The 23,483-nt window shown below is 61.9% G+C and carries 20 protein-coding genes; 8 read left to right on the top strand and 12 right to left on the bottom strand.

Features of this window, described 5'->3' with window-relative positions:
* Nucleotides 1–999 precede the first annotated feature (999 nt).
* Nucleotides 1,000–2,436: a DUF6880 family protein gene (locus AC4HIX_RS03860; RefSeq protein WP_490397952.1), complete on the bottom strand. Its 1,437-nt coding sequence runs from the start codon at nucleotides 2,434–2,436 to the stop codon at nucleotides 1,000–1,002.
* Nucleotides 2,437–2,842: 406 nt separating this feature from the next.
* Here AC4HIX_RS03860 and AC4HIX_RS03865 point away from each other — a divergent pair, with 406 nt between their 5' ends.
* The 6 genes from AC4HIX_RS03865 (at nucleotide 2,843) to AC4HIX_RS03890 (ending at nucleotide 11,722) form a co-directional block, all read left to right on the top strand.
* Nucleotides 2,843–3,904 (top strand): DMT family transporter, encoded by a 1,062-nt coding sequence (locus tag AC4HIX_RS03865; protein ID WP_490397953.1) that lies wholly within the window; start codon nucleotides 2,843–2,845, stop codon nucleotides 3,902–3,904.
* A gap of 601 nt (nucleotides 3,905–4,505) precedes the next feature.
* On the top strand, nucleotides 4,506–5,951 hold the full coding sequence (locus tag AC4HIX_RS03870; RefSeq protein ID WP_490397954.1) for a trypsin-like peptidase domain-containing protein: 1,446 nt from the start codon (nucleotides 4,506–4,508) through the stop codon (nucleotides 5,949–5,951).
* Between the two features lie 213 nt (nucleotides 5,952–6,164).
* Nucleotides 6,165–7,487, top strand: a complete 1,323-nt coding sequence (locus AC4HIX_RS03875; RefSeq protein ID WP_490397955.1) for a KamA family radical SAM protein — start codon at nucleotides 6,165–6,167, stop codon at nucleotides 7,485–7,487.
* Nucleotides 7,481–8,491 carry a D-alanine--D-alanine ligase family protein gene (locus AC4HIX_RS03880; RefSeq protein ID WP_490397956.1) on the top strand — a complete coding sequence of 337 codons (1,011 nt, stop codon included), beginning with the start codon at nucleotides 7,481–7,483 and terminating at the stop codon, nucleotides 8,489–8,491. The genes AC4HIX_RS03875 and AC4HIX_RS03880 overlap by 7 nt, the downstream gene beginning before the upstream one ends.
* Entirely contained in the window at nucleotides 8,488–9,495 is a 1,008-nt protein-coding gene (locus AC4HIX_RS03885) for a D-alanine--D-alanine ligase family protein (RefSeq protein WP_490397957.1), read from the top strand. Before AC4HIX_RS03880 ends, AC4HIX_RS03885 begins: the two co-directional genes overlap by 4 nt.
* The gene (locus AC4HIX_RS03890; protein WP_490397958.1) at nucleotides 9,470–11,722 is read left to right on the top strand and encodes a GNAT family N-acetyltransferase; all 2,253 of its coding nucleotides are present in this window, start codon (nucleotides 9,470–9,472) and stop codon (nucleotides 11,720–11,722) included. Before AC4HIX_RS03885 ends, AC4HIX_RS03890 begins: the two co-directional genes overlap by 26 nt.
* A gap of 33 nt (nucleotides 11,723–11,755) precedes the next feature.
* Here the strand turns inward: AC4HIX_RS03890 and AC4HIX_RS03895 are convergent, their stop codons facing one another.
* From AC4HIX_RS03895 to AC4HIX_RS03915, 5 genes are all read right to left on the bottom strand, one after another.
* Nucleotides 11,756–11,896, bottom strand: coding sequence for a hypothetical protein (locus tag AC4HIX_RS03895; RefSeq protein ID WP_490397959.1), 141 nt, complete (start codon nucleotides 11,894–11,896; stop codon nucleotides 11,756–11,758).
* 198 nt (nucleotides 11,897–12,094) lie between these two features.
* The gene (locus tag AC4HIX_RS03900; protein WP_490397960.1) at nucleotides 12,095–12,562 is read right to left on the bottom strand and encodes a CBS domain-containing protein; all 468 of its coding nucleotides are present in this window, start codon (nucleotides 12,560–12,562) and stop codon (nucleotides 12,095–12,097) included.
* Between the two features lie 67 nt (nucleotides 12,563–12,629).
* Nucleotides 12,630–12,878: an EF-hand domain-containing protein gene (locus AC4HIX_RS03905; protein WP_058288136.1), complete on the bottom strand. Its 249-nt coding sequence runs from the start codon at nucleotides 12,876–12,878 to the stop codon at nucleotides 12,630–12,632.
* A gap of 173 nt (nucleotides 12,879–13,051) precedes the next feature.
* Nucleotides 13,052–14,839 (bottom strand): SLC13 family permease, encoded by a 1,788-nt coding sequence (locus AC4HIX_RS03910; protein ID WP_490397961.1) that lies wholly within the window; start codon nucleotides 14,837–14,839, stop codon nucleotides 13,052–13,054.
* A 13-nt stretch (nucleotides 14,840–14,852) separates the two neighbouring features.
* Complete coding sequence (locus AC4HIX_RS03915) at nucleotides 14,853–15,785, bottom strand: calcium/sodium antiporter (RefSeq protein ID WP_490397962.1); 933 nt, start codon at nucleotides 15,783–15,785, stop codon at nucleotides 14,853–14,855.
* A 713-nt stretch (nucleotides 15,786–16,498) separates the two neighbouring features.
* Between AC4HIX_RS03915 and AC4HIX_RS03920 the strand changes: the two genes are divergently transcribed.
* On the top strand, nucleotides 16,499–16,741 hold the full coding sequence (locus tag AC4HIX_RS03920) for a hypothetical protein (RefSeq protein WP_490397963.1): 243 nt from the start codon (nucleotides 16,499–16,501) through the stop codon (nucleotides 16,739–16,741).
* 88 nt (nucleotides 16,742–16,829) lie between these two features.
* On the opposite strand, the gene lon is transcribed toward AC4HIX_RS03920, so the two are convergent.
* The 6 genes from lon to AC4HIX_RS03950 form a co-directional block, all read right to left on the bottom strand.
* The gene (gene lon / locus AC4HIX_RS03925; RefSeq protein ID WP_490397964.1) at nucleotides 16,830–19,223 is read right to left on the bottom strand and encodes an endopeptidase La; all 2,394 of its coding nucleotides are present in this window, start codon (nucleotides 19,221–19,223) and stop codon (nucleotides 16,830–16,832) included.
* Nucleotides 19,220–19,615, bottom strand: a complete 396-nt coding sequence (locus AC4HIX_RS03930; protein ID WP_490397965.1) for an Hsp20/alpha crystallin family protein — start codon at nucleotides 19,613–19,615, stop codon at nucleotides 19,220–19,222. The genes lon and AC4HIX_RS03930 overlap by 4 nt, the downstream gene beginning before the upstream one ends.
* A 105-nt stretch (nucleotides 19,616–19,720) precedes the next feature.
* Entirely contained in the window at nucleotides 19,721–20,077 is a 357-nt protein-coding gene (locus AC4HIX_RS03935; protein WP_490397966.1) for an SPW repeat protein, read from the bottom strand.
* Nucleotides 20,078–20,179: 102 nt separating this feature from the next.
* The gene (locus AC4HIX_RS03940) at nucleotides 20,180–20,566 is read right to left on the bottom strand and encodes a hypothetical protein (protein WP_490397967.1); all 387 of its coding nucleotides are present in this window, start codon (nucleotides 20,564–20,566) and stop codon (nucleotides 20,180–20,182) included.
* 138 nt (nucleotides 20,567–20,704) lie between these two features.
* Entirely contained in the window at nucleotides 20,705–21,700 is a 996-nt protein-coding gene (locus AC4HIX_RS03945; protein ID WP_490397968.1) for a Crp/Fnr family transcriptional regulator, read from the bottom strand.
* Nucleotides 21,701–21,804: 104 nt separating this feature from the next.
* Nucleotides 21,805–22,311 carry an Hsp20/alpha crystallin family protein gene (locus AC4HIX_RS03950; RefSeq protein WP_490397969.1) on the bottom strand — a complete coding sequence of 169 codons (507 nt, stop codon included), beginning with the start codon at nucleotides 22,309–22,311 and terminating at the stop codon, nucleotides 21,805–21,807.
* A 236-nt stretch (nucleotides 22,312–22,547) separates the two neighbouring features.
* Between AC4HIX_RS03950 and AC4HIX_RS03955 the strand changes: the two genes are divergently transcribed.
* On the top strand, nucleotides 22,548–23,480 hold the full coding sequence (locus tag AC4HIX_RS03955) for a DnaJ C-terminal domain-containing protein (RefSeq protein WP_490397970.1): 933 nt from the start codon (nucleotides 22,548–22,550) through the stop codon (nucleotides 23,478–23,480).
* Nucleotides 23,481–23,483 lie beyond the last annotated feature (3 nt).

A 23,483-nucleotide genomic window follows, 5' to 3' on the forward strand; every position in this document is an offset into this window, starting at 1 on the left:
TCACATGCTACATGGCTTGGTCGCCTTTCAGAAGCGAAACCGCTCGGAGCTGGCTTCCGTTTTCCGAAGGAATCGGACGTTTCAACCAAGTTTTCCAAGAAGAAGTTGGTTGCTTCTGATTTCTACTCGCTTTTTGGATGACCGCTTTGCGGAAGCCGCGCCGCAGCATCAATTGCCGGCTTCGACGGCAGTTGGCCGAGGTTGCCGTTCATGGCCGTCGGCAATAGCCATGGTGTCTACTGCCTAAAGACCCCGGACATTTCTTACTTCCTTATTTTTGATGAGGGGGGTAGGTCCAAGGTTTTTTACTTGGAACTGCTCTTGCCGCTCTTGCATATTCGCCGACGCGTCATATCTGCGAACCATCAGGGCCGATGCAAAATACCGCATCGCAAAAAGAGCCGCCTGTACACTCAGGAGCCGAACCGTCGGATCAACCGATGGCCGCTGACCCAACCCCCGCTTTCGCGGAGGAGGTCTTCGGCGTGCGGTTCACGAGATCTCCGTCCACATCATGAGCCGCAGGAGAAGACATATGCCAAATATGATTGACCATACGGCCCGTGCCCGGCGCGCTTACAAGATACTGCGCCGATGCGCTCGGAAGGGGCAGCGGATCACATACAAGGACCTCACCGATCCGCTTGGACTTCACCACCGCAGCGCCCGCTGGTTTCTTGGGGTGATGCAGACTTGGTTCAGAGAGAACGGCTATCCGCCGATGCAGGCACTAGTGTACGCAAAACACACCGGTATTCCTGGAAAGGGATACGTAGCCAGTTCGAGGGGGGGCGAGCTATATGATCACGCGCTTCGTGACGTCTGGAGCTTCCCCTGGCCGAAGAAGCCGCCCTTCTGACATCGTGGATTCCGAGATCGCCATGACCGCGCATATTATTTAATGACCACGAGGCAATGTGCGGTCGCGGCGAATGGCTGGTGTGGTGAAGCTGCGCCGCAGAATTTGGCGATGGACGGAGCGGCTGCTATGGGCCGGAATCACGTATTGACCAAGCGCCAAAACCCATGTTTTCGACTGTGTTCCTTCCTGAGCATGTCGAGGAACTGCGGGTGGGAGGGGTGGTCACCATAATCTGTTATGGTGGCATTGCAGGACCGGCATTCGGCCAGATGGCGCGCCGCGTGGCGGTAGCGCGTGGATTTTCCGCCGGTCAGCGTGTCCAGCACCATGGCACGGCGCATCAGTGTGGCGGCGAGCGGATGCTCGGCCTCGAGAGCGTCTGCCGCGCTCGTGAGGGTGTGATAGGAATCCCCGTTCAGTTCCTCGGCCCGCGCCACCACGATCCGCGCCGCGCGGCCGAGAGATGGCCAGTTCACCAGAAAACTGATCGCCGCACCCAGATGCGGATAGGCCTCGGCAAAGTCCAAGGCAGCCTCTTCTGCCTCGATGTCGTCGAAATCGGGAAGCAATTTCAGGTACTTTCGAAGGCAGGGCGCGCTGAGGGTTTGCTCGAAGGTCCTTCGCAGATGCGCCATCAACTCCTCCGTCTTGCCCTGTTTTTCGAGGCATTCTTCATAGACTGCGTCGAGATCGTAACGGAACATCCGGATGGACTTGCCGTCCTCGGCGGTGCGGGCACGGGTGACGATGTCGAACGCCTCATCAACGCGCCCCGCATCCAGCAATCTGCGCGCGACGTCGGGGGCGATGGTGCCATAGGTCAGCTGTTCTTCGGAATAGCGTGCCATGTAGGCATCGACATCCCCCTGGGCGTCCGCCACATCCGCAAGGATGATCGACCGCGTCACCTGCTTGTTGCGCCGCACGCTGTCTTCGGCAGAAGACATGAGGCCGTAGCCCCGGTATTGCTCGAGTTCCTGCTCGGTCGGCGGAGCGTCCGCCCATACTTGCGTGATCTGCTTGAGATGCTCGAGCCCCTCCTGCCCCAGCGCCTCCGCCGTCGCGGGGATAATCCCGTCGAACTCGCCGTAGCCCGCATCTGCGACAGCGTCGAGAACGCGTTCCGCCAGGGTGGTGCGGTCCTGGGAAACGGTGGGCGATAGTTTCGCGATCAGGTCCACCGCCTCACACATGACGCCGCCAATCGCGCCGTTGCTGTCATCCGTGCGCTCGTGGACCGAGGGAGCCAGGTGCAGGAACGACCAGAGCAGTTCGAACGCTTCGTTCGGGTCATCGGGGGCGATGGTGTTTTCGATCATTGCCAGGAGCCCCTCCAGATCCTTGACCAGCGCCCTTTGCTTACGCCAATCGACGAAGCTGGTCGCGCGGCGCAGAGAGGCAAAGCGTTTGCGGAGATCAGCGGCAACTTCCTTAGGACCTTGGGCCGCACTGAGCTCCATTCTCGCGCGGCGCTGTAAAGCGGCGCTACCCTGGACAAGATCCATGACCAGTGCGGCGAGGTTCTCCGCGCCCAGCTTTTCAAGGTTGGCTTGGTTCAGGGTTTTCTTGGACATGGTGAGGCGCCGGGCTCCATTGCAATGAATGCCGCGGACAATGTCGTACAGGTCTTGCTGCGGCAAGCACCAATGACCGCTTCCAGGAAGCTGCCCGAGACTATCGAACGGCAGGTCTGGGCCGTCCTCAACGCTTAGCCGGAACCTAATCGGCTGGATGCTGCGCTGCTTCCGATGACCTTGAAGAGCCCAAGGACGAAGCTGCTCCACGGCATTGGCGCGGGTGGCTTCTTCCTTGGGTCCTGAGGCCACTGTTCACGCCAGCCGGATGCAATATCTCCCTCCGGTATTGCGGTTCACTATACAAGACAAACCAATTCGTTCGCTGGTACCGGCAATAAGATATTGTCGACATTCAGGTCGCTGCAGAGCAAGACAAACCTATTGGAATTTGCAAGCTGCCCTAATGTCAGCCTCACCCGAAATTGGCGCACCGCCGCTGCCCCGCACTACCCAAGGGATCGCCTGTGTGCTTTCCGGGATGGTCCTGTTTGTCGGGCAGGACGTTCTGATGAAGGACATGTTAAGCCATTACCCGGTTTGGATGCTGATATTTGTCCGGTCCATCGTAGCCTTGATCACTCTACTGCCGCTCGTCCTTTGGCTAGGCGCACCGCATCGCATCTTCACCCCTCTCTGGCCGTGGTATCTGGCGCGGGCCATGCTTTTCGCCTCCGGATTCGCGATGTTCTATTCAGCATTTCCCTTCATGGGACTGGCTGAGGTCACTACGCTGTTTTTCTCGGCACCTTTAATGACAGCGGCACTTGCGGCTCTTTTTCTACACGAAAAAATCGGGCTTCACCGTGCAGCAGCACTGCTTGTTGGCTTCACAGGTGTCGTAATTGCAATGAACCCGGCAGGCAACAGTTTTGGCTGGATTGCCATCCTTCCGCTCCTTTGCGCTCTCACTTATGCCATCAGTCAGACGATTGTGCGCAAGATCGGTGAGCAAGATACCTCGCTGACCATCGGTCTTTACACAATCTCATTTTCAGGTGTTCTGATCGTACCGATGGGATACGCGGTGTCGCAGATGATCGTGATCACACCTGAATTAGGCCACCTCCGCATGGGCTGGCCGCTGCCTCAGGCGGAGGGCGTTGCCATGCTCGCTTTGCTGGGGAGTATCGGAACAGTGGCCTACACGCTGGTTTCCCGCGCCTATCAAATCGCTAACGCCAGCGTGATTGCACCTTTTGACTACAGTTATTTGCCTCTGGCTGCGGCCCTCGGATATCTGCTGTGGGGAGAGGTGCCGCGTTACACGACTTTCGCCGGAATGGTTCTGATCGTAGCGAGCGGACTGTATACCGCATACCGGGAACTGCGCGTCAACCGGACCGAGGCCGACAATCCCCCCATCGCCCAGACCGTCTTTACGCCAGGTGCTCCCGCGGTGGTACTGGCGGATGCGCTGGATGCGGAGGCGGTGGAACTTGATGAATCTGAAGAGCAGCTGAACTGATCGACGGGCCGCTGGGGCTCAGGATTACATATCCAAGAAGCGAGTGCGTGCCTACGAGCTAATTAGCAATGGATTCGATGCCTGGTTGCAGTACGTCGATGCCGAATTTGCGAACAGAGCTTTTTGCGATACTTAACCCATTTTCTCTCATCAAGCGAGCATGGTTAAGCAGACAACTAGGAGCAGCCCGATGCCCCTCCGGCGTTCGGCCTCTGCCGCTCCGACTGTGTTCTATAACGTTTCACAGCTTAGCGCAGCACGTGACCGGCACTCTGCTGTCGCCCCAAAACCCGCTACACTTGGCAGCTTGTTCTTTTCAGCCTACCAGCCACATTCCGCATTTTGGTCCAAAGAGGCTTCAAGAAGACAAGTGCCACCAGGTCCTACGGCTCTAGTACAGTATTTGCCGGACTGGTTAGGACCTGCCTGTCCTGCGAAACAAAATCCGCGTCGGCATCTTTTCTTTCCCGGCGTCGATGCCATCTAATTCCATGTCTGCTCTGTGCTGCCGCTCTGCGGGACCGCGGCACGCGCAGCCGGACCGCTGGACAGACGGAAAGTCTCACGCCGCAGCGTACAACCCGCCCCGCGTGATCAGCCCATGCCCATCGAACTTTTCCGCAACGCAGTTCTGCAGATTGCAGCCGCGTGCGTGCTAGCCTTCCCCATTGCCGTCCAGGCGCAATCCGCCCCGCCGCCGTCCAAATTGGATTCCACCGGTTCCTTTGCGCCGATCGTAGAGGATCTGCTGCCTGCCACCGTGATGATCAGGACCTTTGGTGGCTATGCCGCAGCCGGCAAGATCACCTCCGGCCGCGCTCTGGCACAGGACGACCCATCGTCTCCGGAGCCAGGCGGCACCACGGCAAGCGGCTTCATCATCAGTGCTGACGGTCTGATTGTAACTAATGCCCATGTCGTGAATGGTGCAGTTTCCATAACTGTCAGCCTTCTAAACGGCCGTTCTTATGAAGGAAGCCTGATCGGGCAGGATGAGCACACCGATATTGCGCTGCTGGCAATATCAGCAGATGAGCCGCTGCCGGTTCTTGGCTGGGGCGATCCCGGCAGCCTCAAACCCGGACACCGGGTGGTGGTGCTGGGCAATCCCTTCGGCCTTGGCCTGTCTGCGACCGAGGGCATTGTCGCCGGGCTGGACCGCGATCTGCTGACCAGCCCTTATGACCGGTTCATCCAGATCGACGCTTCGGTGGTCAGCGGCGACTCCGGTGGCCCGCTGGTCGATACAGGCGGCCGTGTGGTGGGCGTCAACACTGCCATGATGTCCTGGTGCGAGGGCTGCACGGGGATGGGATTCGCGGTACCGGCCGACCTCGCGATGGAGGTCGCCGCCCAGTTGCTGGAAAACGGCCGGGTGCCGCGCGGTTATATTGGCGCCCAGAGCCAGCCGCTTACGCCAGGGCTGGCCACGCTCACAGATGCGCAGGGGCAGGCAGGCGAGATCATCACCAGGGTTGAGCCCGCTTCTCCGGCCATGGCCGCCGGGCTGCAGCCAGGAGATATCGTTCTGGCGGTGAACGGCACCCACGTTACCGCCACACAGCATTTGGTTGAGTTAATCGCCGGACTGCCGGAAGGCAGCGTCGCAGAGCTATCGCTGTGGCGCAACGGCACGCCGTCACAACAGGCGATCAGGATCGCCTCTGCCCCGGCAGGGATGGCAATGCAGGAACCGCAGAGCGAGGTGGAACTTTCTCTTTTTGGTCTAGTGCTGGCCGCGGTTCCAGCGGATGACGAAACACGGCGCGAACTGGCTATCCCAGCTGATGAGAAGGGCTGGCTGCTGGTGTGGACCGGTGGCGCGGAACGGCCCGGCAGCCTCGCCCCCGGCGATGTGATCACCCACCTGGACGGAATACCGCTGCCCGATCTGGCTGCTTTCCGCACTGCCGAAGCCAGGCTGGCCTCTAGCCGCAAGGATGCCGTCCTAGCCCGGGTTTGGCGCAACGGATCCGCCCTGTTTGTTCCGGTCTGGAGCAAGTCAGTGCATCGTTCAGTCAAGTCTGGCAGCTTCACGGAAGAGTAAAAATGCAGCCCATTTCAGCCGCCTCACCTGCGGGTTTTCCACGGTCGGCCCGCGGACGGAAGCCCTTGGCAAAAAACCGCCAAAATTCTGTGTAAGCGCCTGCAAAACTTCTTGATTTTATCCTGAATTGGCCACAGGTTTTTCTTGTCCCAGAGCTGCGACAGCAACGACGATTGGCGCGCGACGGCACTCTGGGCGCAAGGAAAACCATGGATGGACCATCCCCTTGCTGCAGGTCCCGGCGTTCAGGAAAGCCAGGACCCACCAGAGACCGCCGCGGACCACGCTGATCTGCAATTGCCAGACCACGCTAAGGCCCGCATCTCCCCGCCCCTCCTTAGAAACCGCCGGGCACGGCCACCGAAATTCCCGGCCGGGGAAAGGACAAAAGCTTTCCGCAAGATCTACTTCCCGAAGGCCGCCGCGGAAGACTGGAACGACTGGCGCTGGCAGATGCGCAACCGCATCCGCAGCCAGGAGGTGCTCAGCCGGATCTTTGACCTGAGCGATGAGGAACAGGAGGCACTGGCCCAGCATCAGGGCGGGCTGCCGGTCGGCATCACCCCCTATTACGCCAGCCTGATGGGGCTGGATGATCCGGATGAGCCGCTGCGGCGCACCCATATTCCCGTCGGACAGGAATACTTGCAACTCCCGGGAGAAGCAGGTGACCCGCTGGGCGAGGACCACGACACCCCGGTGCCGGGACTGGTCCACCGTTACCCGGACCGGGTGCTGTTTCTGACCACCGGCACCTGCTCGACCTACTGCCGGTATTGCACCCGGTCACGGATGGTGGGCCAGGCGGGCGGTGAATACCAGTTTTCGGTCTCCCAGTGGAACCGGGCGCTGGACTACATCGCTGCGCACCCCGAGGTCCGCGATGTGCTGCTGTCCGGCGGCGACCCGCTGACCATCGCGGATGACAAGCTTGATTACCTTCTGGGACGCCTGCGCGCGATCCCGCATGTGGAGTTCATCCGGCTTGGCACTAAAATGCCGATCGTCTTGCCGATGCGGGTCACCCGCGAGCTTGTGCGGATGCTAAAACGGCACCACCCGCTGTGGATGTCGATCCATGTCACCCACCCCAACGAGCTGACACCAGAGGCCACAGAGGCCTGCAAGCGGCTGGCGGACGCGGGCATCCCGCTCGGCTCGCAAACCGTACTGCTGAAAGGGATCAATGACAGCGTCGATATCCTCAAGCCGATGTACCAGGCGCTGCTGATGCGGCGGGTCAGGCCCTTTTACCTCTACCAATGCGACCCGATCACCGGCTCCGCCCATTTCCGCACGCCGGTAGCCAAGGGGCTGGAGATCATCGAGGGCCTGCGTGGCCATACCACAGGCTATGCGGTGCCGCAGTTCGTCATCGACGCCCCCGGCGGCGGCGGCAAGATCCCGCTGCTGCCGGATTATGTTGCGGGGCGCGACGGCGGCGACCTGATCCTGCGCAACTTCGAAAACAATCTTTACCGTTACCCCGATCCGGGCGGCAGCCTGGGCGCATCAAAGGGACACCGGCCATGCTGATCGGCCTGACATACGATTTACGCGACGACCACCGGGGCAGCGGCCTCAGCGTTGAGGCGATGGCCGAGTTCGACAGCCCGGAAACTATTGCCGCCATCGAAACCGCCCTGCGCGCAGCAGGACATCAGACCCAGCGGGTCGGCCATGTCCGTATACTGGCGCAGCGGCTGGCGGCAGGCGACCGCTGGGATCTGGTCTTCAATATCGCAGAGGGGCTGCAAGGCCGCGCCCGTGAAGCGCAGGTCCCTGCCCTGCTGGAAGCCTTCGGTATCCCCTATACCTTTTCCGACCCGCTGACCCAGGCGCTGGGGCTGGACAAGGCGATGGCCAAGCGGGTTGTACGCGATGCGGGCATCCCGACAGCCCCATTTGCGGTGCTGGAGACTCCGGTGGACGATAGCGGACTGGACCTGCCGTTCCCGGTCTTTCTGAAACCGCTGGCCGAAGGCACCGGCAAGGGGTGCGAACATGCCTCCAAGGCGAACGGTGTGGACCAGGCCGCTGCCGCTGCCCGCTCCTTGCGCCAGCGCTTCTGCCAGCCGGTTCTGGCTGAGAGCTTCCTGCCCGGGCGCGAATTCACCGTCGGCATTCTCGGCAACGGGGCAGATGCGCGGGTGATTGCGGTGATGGAAATCCTTCTGCTCGACTCGGCAGAGGCGGAAATCTACAGCTTCCAGAACAAAGAGCATTGGGAAACCCGGGTCATCTACCGCCTTGCCGAAGACCTGGAGGCACGCGCCGCTGGCGCCTCCGCACTGGCCGCCTACCACGCGCTCGGCTGCCGCGACGCGGCGCGGATCGATTTGCGCTCTGACGCTGGCGGCACGCCGCATTTCCTGGAGGTGAACACCCTGCCGGGCCTGCACCCCAGCCACTCCGACCTGCCGATCCTGTCGGCCAAGGCTGGGCTTGATTACCAGGGGTTGATCGGCGGCATTCTGGATGCCGCCATCCGCCGCTGCCGCCTGGCGGACAGCACAGAGGCACTCAGCGCAGCGCAATGAAACCGCTGTCCATCATCGTTCTGCACGGGGCGAGCGGAGACGATCCCGACGAACGTGACACCCGTGATACTGCGGAGGCAATCCGCGCTGCGTTGTGCCGGCAAGGTTTTGACGCCCGGCTCGCACATGTCTCGGGCCGTCCTGCTAAGCTACCCTGGGCGGCAAAAGACCGCCCAGGGCTGGTTTTCAACATGGTGGAAGCCATCGACCGCGACATGCAGCGCGCGGCTGAGGTGCTGCCGCTGCTGGAAGAAGCCGGTATTCCCTATACCGGCTGCTCAGCGGCGGCACAGTTGGCCGCCCTCAAAAAGACTGCGCAGAAGCGGCTAATGACCCGGCATGGCCTGCCGACACCGGCCTGGCCGCAATCCGGCCCTGCCCTCGCGAAGCTCGACCGGGTAATTGTCAAATCCGTCACGGAACATGCCTCGCTGGGGATCGATGCTCAATCAGTTGTGTCCGGCGCCCACGCAACTGAGGAGATTGTCCGCCGCGAGGCCCGTTTTGGCGGCAGGTTCTTTGCAGAGGAATATATTCCCGGGCGCGAATTCAACCTGTCGCTGCTGGAATGCGGCGAAGACATAAAAGTGCTGCCGCCCGCCGAAATCCTGTTTCAGGATATCACCTCCGATGCCCCCTGCATCGTCGATTACGCCGCCAAATGGGATGAAACCGCACACAGCTACCATCACACACCCCGGCGGTTCACCTTTCCGGAGCGCGACAATGCTCTGCTGGGCCTGCTTTCGGATCTCGCCCGGCGCACCTGGCAGATCTTTGGTCTTTCTGGCTACGCGCGTGTGGATTTTCGGGTCGATGAGGGCGGCCGGCCCTGGATCCTGGAAGTGAACACCAATCCCTGCCTGGCGCCGGATGCCGGTTTCGCCGCCGCCGCTGAGCAGGCCGGGATGGGCTATGACGCCCTGATCGCGCATCTCGCAGCGCTCCCCCTCGCCGCAGCTGAAAGGGACCCGCGCCATGTTCCGCATCCGCAAGATTGCTGATGCCCATGCCCCCGCCAGCCAGGCCGCAATCGGCAAGGCCCTGGCGATCTTGCGCGCCCAGTTTCCGGGCAAACGGTCCGCCGATATCGACGCGCTGCCGGAGCATCTGAACAATCCGTTTGCCAAACGGTTCATCCCGTCGCTTTTTGTCGCGGAGAACGGGCGCGGCGACGTTCGTGGCACTGCCCTGCTGCTGTTCGACCCGGAGCTCGATTTCGCCTTCCTGGACATTCTGGCGGCGACCCCGGTAGAGACCGCAGGATCCGGCACCGGCGGAGCACTCTATCAGCGGATCCGGCAGGAGGCAGCCGCGCTGGGGGCTGCGGGGCTTTACTTCGAATGCCTGCCCGATAATCCTGAAAGCGTCCACGATAGCGCAGCCCTGGCCCAAAACGCGGCCCGGCTCAAATTCTACGAACGCTACGGTGCCCGGCCCATTACCGGCACCGGCTATGAGTTGCCGCTCTCGCCAGAGGACACCGATATACCGCATCTGGTGTTCGATGGTCTGGGCCAGTTTGACCTGCCGCAAGCGGAACGGCTCAAGGAGATCTTCCGTGCCATCCTGGAACGGAAATACTCGGACCTCTGCCCGCCGGAATATGTCCGAAAAGTAGTGGCTTCTGTCACCTCGGGGGGCTACGGGTTGCGGCCGCCGCGCTATGCCGTCCGCGCGGTCAGCATGCAGCCGCCGACCGGGCTGCAGATTCCGATGGTTATCAACGATCGCCACGACATCCACCATATCCATACCCGCGGCTATGTCGAAAGCCCGGTGCGAATTGCTGCCGTTACCGCAGCGCTGGACGCCACCGGTCTGTTCGCCCGCCTGCCGCCACGGCATTTCCCGGACCGCTGGATCAAGGCGGCGCATGACCCGAAACTGGTGGAGTACCTTCGCAGCGCCTGCGCCGAGGCGCCGGAAAAAGGCGCGGTTTACCCCTATGTCTTTCCGGTCCGCAATACGGCCCGCCGTCCGCGCGAACGCACCGTGCTGGCTGGATACTGGTGCATCGACACATTCACCCCGATCAACCGGAATGCCTGGCCTGCCGCCCGCCGCGCTGTCGATTGCACACTCACCGCTGCAGAGGAGGTGCTGAACGGCGCCCCTGCCGCCTATGCACTGGTCCGCCCGCCCGGCCACCACGCCGAATACAAGACCTTCGGCGGTTTCTGTTACCTCTCCAACGCCGCTATTGCCGCCAACTTCCTGTCCCGGCACGGGCGGGTCGCGATGCTCGACATTGACTACCACCACGGCAACGGCCAGCAGGATATCTTCTACACCCGCGCCGACGTGCTGACGGTCTCCATCCACGGCGACCCCAGCTTTGCCTACCCTTATTTCACCGGCTTTCGCGATGAAACAGGACAGGGCAGCGGCGCCGGGTACAACCTCAACCTGCCTCTGGCCGAGCAGGCAACGCCTGGAGACTTCCACACCGCGTTGCAAGGAGCACTGGCACGGATCGCGGAACATGATCCGGGTTTTCTGGTCCTTTGCCTTGGGTTTGACACTGGCCGCGGCGACCCGACCGGCACCTGGAAGCTGAAGCCGCAGGACTTCCGCCAGACTGGCGCCTGCATCGGGCGGCAGCCGTTTCCCATTCTTGTGGTTCAGGAAGGCGGCTACCTGGTGCGCACCCTGGGCGACAATGCTGCTGCCTTTTTCAGCGGACTGGCAGAGGGGATTGCGCAGCGCGCGAAACCGGCGGCATCGCCCCGCCCCGCCCTGTCCCCGAAACGCCGCTGGCGCAAGACCCTGCGGGCCGGAGACGCCGCCCGGATCACGCAGCTGGTTGCGGAAACCGGCAAATTCTCCACGGAGGAAGTCGAAATCGCTGGCGAGCTGGCGCAGGAGCGGCTCAGCGCCGGAGCTGCCTCCGGCTACCACTTCCTGCTGGCCGAATCCGGCACCGAACTGCAAGGCTACGCTTGCTTCGGCCCGGTGCCGGGCAGCGATCACAGCTGGGATCTTTACTGGATCGCGGTAGCCCCGTCCCAACAGGGCACGGGCCTGGGGCGGCTGCTTATGCAACGCGCCGAGGCTGCGATCCGTCAGGCACAGGGCCGCAAGGTCTACATCGACACCTCCAGCAGCCCGCTTTATGCGGCAACGCGCCGGTTCTATGAACGGATGGGTTATGTGCTGCGTGCCGAGTTTCCAGATTTCTACCGCGACGGCGACGGTAAAGCAGTCTTCGAGAAAACCCTGGACCGCTGAAAGGAAGCCGCGTGAGGTTCTTCTCCAAGCTGTTCAGCCGCGGTACCGGCCGCCGCCATAGCGTCCAGGCGTATCGCCGTTTTCCACTTCGTTGGCGTCGCAATCCGGCGGCAGGTACCGCCGCTCTGCCGCTTCCTGCTGGAGCGTTTCCGCCGGTTCCCACCCATCCTCCATGAGGGTTTCCGGACGCGGCGGCGGCGTATCCCCTTGGCGCAACTCAGTGCGCGAACCGGTTCGCGGAATCAGGCGCAGAAGCTCCCCCGCCAGAGCATGTGCCGCCTGTCTGGCGGCTGCCAATGTGGTATGGCCTGCCAAAACCATAAGCGTAGTCCTCAGATGCGCCACGCCAGGCGGGCGCGGTTTCGATCCCTTTTAGTTCTGCCGGGGCGGGCGCGGGCTGACCCGCCAGGATGCCCCAGCAACATAGTCCCGAAGTTCAGCTGCCTCCTGTTCCGCGGTCAGCAGCCGGTAGCGGGTGACGTCCAGAATGCTGATCACCGCAACAGGTTCCCCATCTTCAGTAACTGGAATATGGCGCACATGGTGCTTTGACATCAGCCATTCCAGCCGCTGCACAGATTGGCGGGCATCGCAGGAAATGACGGGGTGCGTCATCACGCTCCGCACCCGCAAATGACCGGGCAGCTTCTGGTGGGCCTCAAGATAACGCACGATATCACTGCTGGTCAGAATGCCGGCCATCGACCGCTTGTCCGAGGACACCAGCAGCGCTGATGTATCCTCCTGCGCAAGCAGAGCGATGGCCACATCCATGGGTGAGACTGGAGCAATCCACTGGATGTCTGTTTCCAGTTCATCAAGCAGTCTGCGAATTGTCATGGTGATACCCCTTTCCGAAACAAGGGTTCAGCCGGAACAAGCTGCAGGAACGCCGCCGCTCCAGCTGCTACAACTCTGTCACCGGGTCTTCCAGAACTCCGGCGGCGACCGCATCCGCCATTTCCTCGTCATCCACGAAACCGTCCGCATCTGCATCAATTTCCGCAAACAGTTCGCTGGTCACGCCGGAATAGACAGCCTGCAGTTCCTCCAAGGACGCCTTGCCGTCGCCGTCTGTATCAATTCCGGCACTCATTGCATTGGCCGAAACTGCCGCCAGGGCCGCGAGAAGAGCGCCAAAAGCTACTCTGCTCATGTGTTTCTCCATCAGAAACCCGGCAACCCGTCATGAGCTGCCTATCGTTGACATGGGAGCGGCAAGCGGTAAAGGCAAGGGACCAAAGTAAACTTTTAAAAAAGCAAATTCAGTTACTTACCCAACCCCGCGCAAACCCGCCCCTTTCCGCATCCCCTAGCTGCCCACCAGACTCAAGCCAGCGGCCACAACAGCGGGATCAAGAGCACGGTAACCGCGCCTGTGACTATGTTCATTGGCACGCCGATACGCAGGAAATCCGCGAACTTGTAGCCGCCTGCTCCATAAACCAGAGTGTTTGTCTGATAACCAATCGGGGTGGCGAAACTGGCGGATGCCGCAAACATCACCGCCACGACAAATGGACGCGGATCCACTCCCAGGGCTGCCGCAAGCCCCGCTGCCAGCGGCGTCATGATCACCGCAATCGCGCTGTTGGTCAGAACTTCGGTCAGCACCGAAGTTACGGCATAGACAATGGCCAGCGCCACCCATGGCCCTGCCAAGGCCATCAACGGTTTCAGCGCTCCAACAATCAACTCGACGGCGCCGCTACGGTCCAATGCGCGGCCGATAACAAGCATTGAAACAATAAGGATCAGCAGACGACCGTCCACCGCCGAAAACGCCTCGTCCGGCTCGATGCAGCGTGTCAGCATCACCAGTGCCGCTCCAATCAGCGCCAACGCTAGGATCGGCGCCGCATTAAACCCAGCCAGCACCACAACTCCCAGCAGGATCGCCACTGCCAGCGGCGCCTTGCGGTGCCGGAAGGCGCGGGCCTTCCGCTGCTCCAGCCTCACTAGGCTTTGCTCCAGAGCTAGCCGCTGAATGTCAGCAAGCGTTCCCTCCACCAGCAACGTGTCCCCTACCCGCAACACGGTATTTTCCAGACGCCCCCCGGCAGAGGCGCCTTTTCGGTGCAGCGCCAGGGGATAGACCCCAAACCGCCGCCGCCAGCGCAGCCGCCCCAAGGTGCGACCCACGGCCTTTGACCCCGGCCCCACCAGCAGTTCAGCAGCTTGTGACAATCGGGTGCGGCCGCTCTCTAAGTCCGGAATCCCGGCTCCCCGCGCGGTTCCTTCGCTGAAGGCCATCAGTGCGCTGTCACGGGCTTTCAGCACCACAATATCTCCGGCCTCCAGCCGTACCGCCGCCAGATCGCCGCGCAGTGACGCATCACCGCGCACCACGTCTATCACTCGCGTACCGCCCCGTGTCAGCTCCAGCGCCGTAAGCGGTGGCGCGCCAATCAGCGGCGAGCCCGCTGGGATGAAGACATCCACCAGCCAGCTCTTCACCTCCCGCTCAGCCGTCTGGGCAGTAACCGTTACCCTCTCCGGAAGCAGATGCCGCCCGGCCAGAGTCAGGAACCCGCCCCCCGCCAATGCAACCGCAAGCCCCAGCGGCGCAATCTCGAACAGCCCGAACGGAACCATCCCCAGGCCACGGGCGACCCCGTCCACCAAGAGGTTGGTTGAGGTGCCGATCATAGTGACCGTGCCGCCCAGAATCACAGAATAAGACAAGGGGATCAGCAGCTTGGACGGGACCGTGCCGGCCTGCCGGGCGAGGCCGATAGCAACCGGGATCAGAACCATTACCACCGGCGTGTTGTTCAGTACCGCCGAAGCCGCAGCCGCCACGGAGAAAAAGGCAGCTACCGCCAAAACGGCATGGCGTTTTGCCATCCGCGCCATAAAGCTGGTCAGCCCTTCCAGCACCCCGGTCCGCACCAGCGCGGCACTCAGAATGAACATCACGCCAATTGTTGCGGGCGCTGGATTCGCCAGTGCCGCTAGCACTTCCTCCGTGCTTACCAGTCCCAGCGCCAGCGCGGCGCAGGCACCGGTGAAGGCCACCAGATCCGCAGGCCGCCGCTCGCTGGCAAAGGCCGCAAAGACCATTGCCGTCAATGCCAGCGCCAGCGCCGGAGCAAAGTTGCCCGGATCTATGAACACCGCTCAGCTCCCCTCATGCCTGCGCCCTCCAGACATAAACCGCAAACCCTGCGAGCAGGCACAGCCCGGCAATGCGGCCCAGACGCTGCCCGCACATTAAAAGCAGCATCAGGAGGACCGATACCGCTGCCATTACCGGCAGGTCGAAGACCAGGAACCGCCGGTCTACCGGTATCGGCACGATAACAGCGGTCAGTCCCAGGATGCCGAGCACATTGAAAATGTTCGACCCGGCAATATTGCCCAAGGCAATTTCCGGTCGGCGCCGGTAGGCCGCTACCAGTGTTGCTGCCAGCTCCGGCAACGAAGTGCCCACAGCAACTACAGTAAGGCCGATAAAAGCCTCTGGTACGTCAAGGCCTCGCGCAACCGCCACCGCTCCGTCGACCAGCAGCCGGGCACCGGGCAGCAGCAGCGCCAGACCTGCGGCAGCAGCCAGCAGCGGCCGCCATAGTCCAGTCGCGGTTTCCGGCTTCCCATCCACGAGAGCTGCGCCTGCACGCGCGCTCTGGTACGCCAAGCCTAGATATGCCGCCAATGCAGCACACAGGACCGCCCCCGCAGCGCGGTCCACCTGTCCTTGCCAGAAAGGCAGAAACAGCACCTGAGCAGCAGCAGCCATGACAACTGCATCCCTCTTGGGTACGGCACGTGCCAGCGGGATCGGCCGAACCAAAGCTGCAAGCCCCAGGATCAGCAGAATATTGCTGATATTGGATCCCACTACATTGCCAATGGCAATGTCCGGTATGCCGCGCAGAGCGGCATCCAGAGACACCAGAAGTTCCGGCATAGAAGTGCCAAACCCAACCACAGTAAGCCCAATGAGAAACATCGGCAGGCCTAGCTTCTCTGCAACTCCTGCCGCTCCACGCACCAGCAATTCGCCGCCAAGAAACAGGCCCGCCAGACCCGCGGCCAGGCTTGTAATATCCATCCCGTTCATATTCTTGAACTCCGGGAAACAAGCCCCATGCCCAGCCACGGGCGCACCCGGATGCAGAGCGCCTGCGCTGGAAGCCGCAAAACTGATCCCATATCCATTGTCCTGAACATCCGCATCCCGAATCCGGGCTCATTGAACCGGCGCTGCCACGGCAGTCCGCATGCCCAGGCCGGTTTACCTTCCGCAAATGGGATGCGGCAGCCGGTCCTGCAAGAGAACCTGCTAAAGGCCAGCGTCGCGTTCTCGAAAATCCGGCCAACAGCTGAACCTCTGTTTAACCCCGCAAATTTGGGTCTCGGATTCTTATAGATCTTTGGCCCTTTGCGCCGGTCCCCCGCCTTGGCTTACCTGAAGCTGATTTCCGCCCAGGCAGCCAGTCTGGCTTACAAGCAAACCTGTCGCGCAAACCCTTTTGTTCCTAAAGCGGGCACCAGCAGCAACTAGCCGATGGCGCCCAGGCCATTGCCCGCCGTCAATGAATCTTCCGCTGCGATCCGCCACCGTCACGTTGCGGGAAATTGGTCCCGCAGAGACAAGGTGAACATCATGACCGATCCAAGATCCACACCGAAGAAGCCCAAGCCGGCGCCGGCAAAGCCGGCGTCTGCCTCCGGAAAGCCTGCCCAGTCCGCATCGGACTCCGGAAAGAAATAACCTGCAGTCCTGGGTGTCAAAAAATGAGTACAGTAACCAGTGCAGGGATATTGGCCGCAATGTCCCTGGTTTTTGCCAGCGGCGCAAACGCGCTTACGATCACCAACACCAGGAGCGACTCAGTAACTGTCACTTTCAGTTCCGGCAGCGATAGTTTTGAGATCGCGCTGGACCCGGGTGAATCCGCAACTGAAGCTTGCGGCGAAGACTGCCTGCTAAAGCTTGCAGACGGAACCGGGCAAACGTTCCATCCCGATGATCATGTTCTGATCGAAGAAGACGGGTTCGCAACCGCTGAATGACAACGACTGATGAAGTCCTAGGGCTTTAAAAATATCCGGGCGCCTAATCTGTCGGCGCCCGGACCTCTGTTCGGAACTAATTTGCCGCCTATCCAGCCGCTGCACCCTTTCGGTCCGCAGCGCGCTGCAGCGCTTTGCGCAGCGCCTCGCTGGCAGTGTCGAGCCAGATGAAATCCAGCTGCTTACGGGTGCTCTCGGGAATGTCCTCCAGATCGCGCCGGTTGCGCGCGGGCAGCATCACCCGGGTAATCCCCGCTGCAGCGGCGGCCAGCACTTTTTCCTTGATCCCGCCGACAGGCAGCACAACCCCGCGCAGCGATATCTCTCCAGTCATCGCGGTATCGCTGCGCACAGTACGATCCAGAAACAGGGAAGCCAGCGCGGTGTAAATCGCCACCCCGGCGCTGGGGCCGTCCTTTGGCGTGGCGCCGGCGGGCACGTGGACGTGAATGTCAACGCTGTCAAAGCTATTGGCCTCCAGGCCCAGACTCCCGGCCTGGGCCTTCAAAAGCGACAACGCGGTCTGGGCGCTTTCCCGCATCACCTCACCCAACTGGCCGGTGAGGATCAGCCGCCCCTTGCCCGGCGCTCGGCTGGCCTCGATAAACAGGATGTCGCCTCCGGCAGGCGTCCAGGCTAGCCCGGTGGCAACACCTGGCGTACTGATGCGCAGCGCGGTCTCATTTTCAAACAGCGGCGCACCCAGCGCGGCCTCCACTTGATCCACCCCAAGCTTGTTTTTCGCTGGCTTGCCTTCAGCATAGCGCACAGCTGCAGCCCGCAGGACGGCGCCGATCTGACGTTCCAGCTGGCGCACCCCGGCTTCCCTGGTATAGCTGCGGATTATCAGCCGCAGCGCCGGCGGTGTGAACCGGAGGCGCTCGTACATCAGACCGTTGGCCCTCAGTTGCCGCGGCACCAGATAGCGCTTGGCGATCTCCAGCTTTTCTTCTTCGGTGTAACCCGGCAGGCTGATTACCTCCATCCTGTCCAGGAGCGGCCGCGGAATGCCTTCCAGCATGTTGGCCGTGGTCAGGAACACCACTCGAGACAGGTCGAAATCCACCCCAAGGTAATTGTCGCGGAATGTGCTGTTCTGTTCCGGGTCCAGCACTTCCAGAAGCGCTGCGGAGGGATCGCCCTGGATACCGTGGCCCAGCTTGTCGATTTCATCCAGCATCAGCACGCAATCCCGGCTGCCGGCCCGCCGCACCGCCTGAATAATACTGCCGGGCAGCGCCCCGATATAGGTGCGCCGGTGGCCGCGGATCTCGGCCTCGTCATGCACTCCGCCCAGGCTGACCCGGCCAAAGGCCCGCCCCAGGGCGCGCGCAATCGACTGGCCCAGGGAGGTTTTTCCAACCCCTGGCGGCCCGGCAAAGCACAGGATCGGCGCCCGGCTTTCAGGTGACAACTTGCGCACAGCCAGGAACTCGATGATCCGCGCTTTGACTTTTTCCAGCCCATAGTGGTCGGCGTTCAGAATGCCCCGCGCTTGGATCAGACTAACCGGTCGACCGCTTGGCGCCTGCCAGGGCAATTCCACCATCCAGTCGAGCCAGTTTCGCAGAACCGCCCCTTCCCCCGCAGCGTCAGACAGGCGCGCATAGCGGGCCAGTTCCTTGCGTGCCATTGCCTCGGCTTCCGGTGGCATGCCGGCCCGAGTGATTGCCTCACCCAGTTGAGCAATCTCCTCCGCATTGCCGCCGTCCTCGCCCAGCTCATGCTGGATTGCCGCCAGCTGCTCGCGCAGGATTGCCTCGCGGTGGCGTTCGTCAAAAGCGGCGCGCGTCTGTTCGCTGATCTCTCGGGTGATGCGCAGCACTTCCAGCCGCCGCGCCAGGATCTTCGACACCTTGTCCAACCGGGCAGCGATATCGACGGTTTCAAGGATCTCTTGCCGATCCTCAATTGGAATGTCGGAATAGGCCGCTGCCAGATCCGCCAACGCCCCCGGCTCGGTGGCTGCTTGGGCCGCCTCCTCCAACCCAGCGGGGCTCTGCGGCAACAGCGACAGCAGCTCTGCCGCTTGGCTTCTGAGATGCAAAAACCGGGCCTCGACCTGCGGCAGATGGCTGGTTACATCTGGCAGGTTCAGCACCCGGCCCACCGGAAACGGCGGCCCCTTCAGCAACTCGACCAGCCTAAACCGGGCCACTCCCTGGCAGATTATGTGATGCGCGCCGTCGGGCGAAGTCATCAGCCGAAGGATATTCGCCGTGCAGCCAATGCGAAACAGATCCTCCGCCCTGGGATCGCTGACCGCCGGGTTGCGCTGCAGCAGCAGCCCTACAGGCCGCGACTGGCGGATCGCCTGCTGGATTGCCGCAATGGATTTGGCTCGCCCGGTAGAGACCGGGAAGACAGTACCGGGAAAGGCGACCACGTCGCGCACCGGCAGCAGAATCAACCCGTCTTCCGGCAACGGAACGTTCTGCATGTCCTGCAGCTGGGCCATATCTGAAGCGCTGGCTTGGTTCATGCCGTCTCTCCCTCTCCGCTCTTGCACAGCCGGATCAGCAAATGCCCCCGCACCGTCTGCCGCTTGACGGCATAGGTGCCCGGCGGGATCGGAATGCGCCGTTCGAACCGGCCAAAGGGCAGCTCTAGCCGGATCACTGTGGCATGGCACAGCTCCGGCGGCGGCTCCCGCCGCCCCCGGATGATCAGTTCGTTGTTTCTGATGCGCACCTCAACCTCATCGGCCTTGGCGCCTGGCAACACCACATAGACAAGCAGCTCGCCGTCGGTTTCCAAGAGATCCACCGGTGGTTCCCAGCAGGGCTGCCCGTCCTGCAAGGATGTGAGCAGAAACAGCTGGCGGCAGAACTTCTCTGTCGCCGCAAGCTGCGCCATCGCTTCGGAAAGCAACATGTTCTCAGGAGGCTGACGGTCCATGCTTCACCAAAGTTTATCCTAGTATCCCTTACCCGGAGTTTCTGCCGCAGGCCTCAGAGCATCCGCCTGCCAAGCGCTGGGTCAGGTTTTCCTCCGCCAGGGGCCCTGCGCGATGCACCAACCGGCCAGCACCATGATAACCCCACCGCTTAGAACCGCCGTCCATGCAACCGGCTCATTGTCAGTAAATCCAAGTGTCCAGGGCGAGAGGACCAGCCAAAGACCAATTGCCACGCAGCCCCATTCCTCCCAGCTGTTTCCTGTGTACTGGGCTGCGGCCGCCAGGACTGCGGCTGCCGATCCGGCTGCGATGAAGCTCCAGCTGACCGGGATGGCCAAACCGCCGTCGGCTAGCCCTGAATTATGAAGCCAAGGCGTGACGGCGAGCCAGCAACCCAGGGCGGTGATGATCCAATTCTGCCAATGCTTGCGTATCATCGGCACGTCCTTTCCCGAAACGGCAGAAAACTGCCTTACCTCCAGTTTGCCGCATCGGCACAGGATTTCATTGACAGCAGTCAACCCGCCGGGCCGCAGGCCCTACGCTGCCTGACTGCCAGCCGGGTGCTCTGGAGCCTTTCCAGCGCGTTGCCCTGCCGGCTGATGCCCCCACGGCGCAGGCTGAAACCGCGGAGTTTCCGGCAATCCCTGCCAGTACCGGGCCATTCGCCCGGCTTCTTCGTGGTAATCATCCATCATCTTCTGGACATGGCGCCACTGCACCATCTGGATCTCGTCAAGACTGATGCAGCCCAGTATGCAGTGCTGCGTTTTGACGTTTTCGTCGAGACGGGCCATGGTGAAACTGCAGGCCTCTCCCCAGACTTCTGCACAGACCTGCATTGCCTGCGCTACTGGCAAAGGGACCGTTCGTTCCGCAGCCATGGCTGGTCGCTCATTCTGAATTTGCTGACTGGACACTTTCATAACACCCTCCGGGAGTTTGCTCCGCAACAGTTTGAACAAGGCCACCCAAAACACACCCCTGCCGGAGGGGCATTGACAGCGGTCATAAGCCGACTGGTTCCTGCCCTGCCCGCTCGGGTCCCGGCAGGTTTTGGCTGATCAAGCGCCGCGAAAGAAAGCTTCGCCGATGGCAGACGGCGGCTGCGTCACAATGTGAGAATTATTCGACCGCAGTACTCTCGATGCTGCCTTTCCCTCCCCTGCGCCACGCTCGCCCTTGGCGATCTGCTGCAACACCCCCATATTGCTTACCGCCGCCTGTTTAGGCGTCGGCATGACAATGGCTTGGCGCTGCTCCAGCTGGCTCAGCCCCCGGCACAGGGTCTCCGCCGTCATATCCAGCAACGAGGCCAAATCCCGGCGCCGCAGGTCGATAACCACAACGGCACCTTCGCTACAGTTGCCCTGACCAGCGCCTGCCCCCCCAGCCTCGCGCAGCAGCCAGCTGGCTATCCTACCCAATGTGCCGCCGCTGCGCAGCAGCACTGCCCAGTCCCACTGTGCATTCAACTGGCGGGTGACGGATGCAAGCAACTCCCGGCTCAGCTTGGGTTCCATCTGCATTAGCGTCTCCAGCGCAGGCAGCGCGATCCAGCATAGCATGACATCGCTCGCGGCCTCCCAGGCAACGCCCGGCCGCTCCGGAAACACCGGACCAACCCATTCACCTGGTAGCAGCAGCTGCAGCACATGCGCCGCGCCGGCTTCCGTAATGCTTACGATTTTCACCGCGCCTTCCACGATGATGCCGCCGTACCCGGCCTCTTCGCCCTGCGGCACAATCGTTTCCCCCGCCCGGAACCCGGCCAGACGGGCCCGGCTTGAAAATGAAGCAGAGGCCTGCTCCCCCGCTGCTGCGCAAATACCCAGGTGGCTAACCGGGCACGCCCGGCAGCGCCCTGCAGAAACAGTGGCTGTGAATTTCCCGTAATGCATTCCGGCTCTCCCCCCAGACAGGATGAACCAGGCAGGCACGGCGCGACTCACCAGCGCAGCGCTGCCAGCGGAGTGCCAGTCTGCGCCTGCCAGCCGCTTTGAGGAAGAGACTGTTTTGTAAAGAATTGTGCGCAACGCGTTCCCGGAACAACGGAACATTCACCGCAATTTTCGTGATCCGCGGCGGGCAGCAGCCCGCCTTTCCCCCTTACGGCCTGCTATCCCCAATGCCCGCCGCGGACCATTGCCGTGCTCAGGCTGGTTCAGCCGGCACTGACTTCAATTGTCCGTTCTGCGGCAAGCGCTGTTTCTGATTTGGGAAGCGTCACCAGCAGTATCCCATTGGCATAGCGCGCCTCAATACGGCCTTCATCCACATTGTCCGGCACCCTCAGTCGCCGCTGGAATTTCCCCCAGCGCCGTTCGCTCAGGTGATACCCTTTGCCGGCATCATCCTTTTGCTCAGTCTTTTCGCCCTGAATAGTCAGGGTTCCGTTGGCCAGTTTGATGTCGATATCTTCCAATGCAACACCAGGCAGCTCTGCCGAAACCTTGTAGCCATCTTCTGCTTCAGTCACGTCAATGGCAGGGAACGGCTGCATCACGCGGCCCACAGGTTCCCCGTCAGGAAAGCCGCGTTGTAGCATATTCATCGGCTCAAGGGCCGCAAACATCCGGTCAATCTCGTCCCGCAGGCTGCTGAAGCCCATCCAACTTGCTGGTAAGGAGGCGTCTGACCTGCCGGCTGGAAGTTTCGATGTCTTGGACATACCCAAAGCTCCTCTGTCCGATTGATCCTTCAGCCGGTTGTCCTGGCCGGATTTCCCGGCTGAAGGAGGTTCCGCGGCAGCCGGAAAGCTCCGGCTGCATCTAGCCGTCATGGGGACAAGCTGCGTACCGCACATATGTCGCAGATTCCCGGCTGTACGGCATTGATGGCCGTCAATCGCCCCCCGGCCCCGGTGTGGCACAGTTGCGGAAGGACCGGAGCAGCGGAGGCGCTGGCATGGAGTTCAAGGATTATTACCAGGCGTTGGAGTTGGAGAAGGACGCCGGCAGCGAAGAGATCAAGCGAGCCTACCGCAGACTGGCGCGCCAGTTTCATCCCGACATCAACGCCTCTCCCGAGGCCGAGACGCGGTTCCGGGCGATTACCGAAGCCTACGAGGTGCTGAAGGACCCAGAGCGGCGCGCCGCCTATGACCGGCTTTGGAACCAGCAGCAACAATCCTCCGGCGGGGCCTTCACACCGCCGCCAGGCTGGCAGCAGGGGTTCAGCTTTACCAGCGGCGGCACTGATCGGGGCGAAGTTTTCAGCGACTTCTTCGAAACCCTGTTCCGTCGGCCCTCGCCCTTTGCCAAGGCAAGGCACGAACGCAGCAGCAGCCAGCATGCCCGCATCCGGATCGATATCCCGGACGCCTACACTGGCGGCAGCCGTGTGCTGACGCTGCAGACCCCTGTAGCAGCCGAAGATGGGACCGTACAGCTGAAGTCCCGCGATATCCCGGTCTATATCCCCAAGGGGATTGTGGAAGGCCAGCACATCCGTCTGCCCGGCCAAGGTCCGCAGTCTCCCGGCGGCGGTCCGCCCGGCGACCTTCTGCTGGAAGTGTTTTTTGCACCCCACCCGGTTTACCGGGCCGACGGCAAGGATCTGTATCTCGATCTGCCGCTAGCGCCTTGGGAGGCGGCTCTCGGCGGCAAAATCCGGATGCCCGCGCCAGTTGGCAGCCTCGCGGTGAAAGTGCCGCCCAACGCCCGCAATGGCCAGATCCTTCGCCTTAAGGGCAAGGGGCTGCCAGGATCGCCCTCCGGCGACATCTACGCCACTCTCAAGATAGTAAACCCAAAGGTCACGACCGATGCCGCTCGCAGACTGTTTGAGCAAATGGCCCGGGAAATCCAGTTCAACCCGCGCGCCAGCATAGGGGGATAAGCG

It is taken from the genome of Leisingera sp., assembly GCF_982940295.1.

Coding starts and splice junctions, on each gene's coding strand:
- AC4HIX_RS03860 (WP_490397952.1), bottom strand. CDS start 2,436: ATGTCCAAGAAAACCCTGAACCAAGCCAACCTTGAAAAGCTGGGCGCG.
- AC4HIX_RS03865 (WP_490397953.1), top strand. CDS start 2,843: ATGTCAGCCTCACCCGAAATTGGCGCACCGCCGCTGCCCCGCACTACC.
- AC4HIX_RS03870 (WP_490397954.1), top strand. CDS start 4,506: ATGCCCATCGAACTTTTCCGCAACGCAGTTCTGCAGATTGCAGCCGCG.
- AC4HIX_RS03875 (WP_490397955.1), top strand. CDS start 6,165: ATGGACCATCCCCTTGCTGCAGGTCCCGGCGTTCAGGAAAGCCAGGAC.
- AC4HIX_RS03880 (WP_490397956.1), top strand. CDS start 7,481: ATGCTGATCGGCCTGACATACGATTTACGCGACGACCACCGGGGCAGC.
- AC4HIX_RS03885 (WP_490397957.1), top strand. CDS start 8,488: ATGAAACCGCTGTCCATCATCGTTCTGCACGGGGCGAGCGGAGACGAT.
- AC4HIX_RS03890 (WP_490397958.1), top strand. CDS start 9,470: ATGTTCCGCATCCGCAAGATTGCTGATGCCCATGCCCCCGCCAGCCAG.
- AC4HIX_RS03895 (WP_490397959.1), bottom strand. CDS start 11,896: ATGGAGGATGGGTGGGAACCGGCGGAAACGCTCCAGCAGGAAGCGGCA.
- AC4HIX_RS03900 (WP_490397960.1), bottom strand. CDS start 12,562: ATGACAATTCGCAGACTGCTTGATGAACTGGAAACAGACATCCAGTGG.
- AC4HIX_RS03905 (WP_058288136.1), bottom strand. CDS start 12,878: ATGAGCAGAGTAGCTTTTGGCGCTCTTCTCGCGGCCCTGGCGGCAGTT.
- AC4HIX_RS03915 (WP_490397962.1), bottom strand. CDS start 15,785: ATGAACGGGATGGATATTACAAGCCTGGCCGCGGGTCTGGCGGGCCTG.
- AC4HIX_RS03920 (WP_490397963.1), top strand. CDS start 16,499: ATGTCCCTGGTTTTTGCCAGCGGCGCAAACGCGCTTACGATCACCAAC.
- lon (WP_490397964.1), bottom strand. CDS start 19,223: ATGAACCAAGCCAGCGCTTCAGATATGGCCCAGCTGCAGGACATGCAG.
- AC4HIX_RS03930 (WP_490397965.1), bottom strand. CDS start 19,615: ATGTTGCTTTCCGAAGCGATGGCGCAGCTTGCGGCGACAGAGAAGTTC.
- AC4HIX_RS03935 (WP_490397966.1), bottom strand. CDS start 20,077: ATGATACGCAAGCATTGGCAGAATTGGATCATCACCGCCCTGGGTTGC.
- AC4HIX_RS03940 (WP_490397967.1), bottom strand. CDS start 20,566: ATGAAAGTGTCCAGTCAGCAAATTCAGAATGAGCGACCAGCCATGGCT.
- AC4HIX_RS03945 (WP_490397968.1), bottom strand. CDS start 21,700: ATGTTCCGTTGTTCCGGGAACGCGTTGCGCACAATTCTTTACAAAACA.
- AC4HIX_RS03950 (WP_490397969.1), bottom strand. CDS start 22,311: ATGTCCAAGACATCGAAACTTCCAGCCGGCAGGTCAGACGCCTCCTTA.
- AC4HIX_RS03955 (WP_490397970.1), top strand. CDS start 22,548: ATGGAGTTCAAGGATTATTACCAGGCGTTGGAGTTGGAGAAGGACGCC.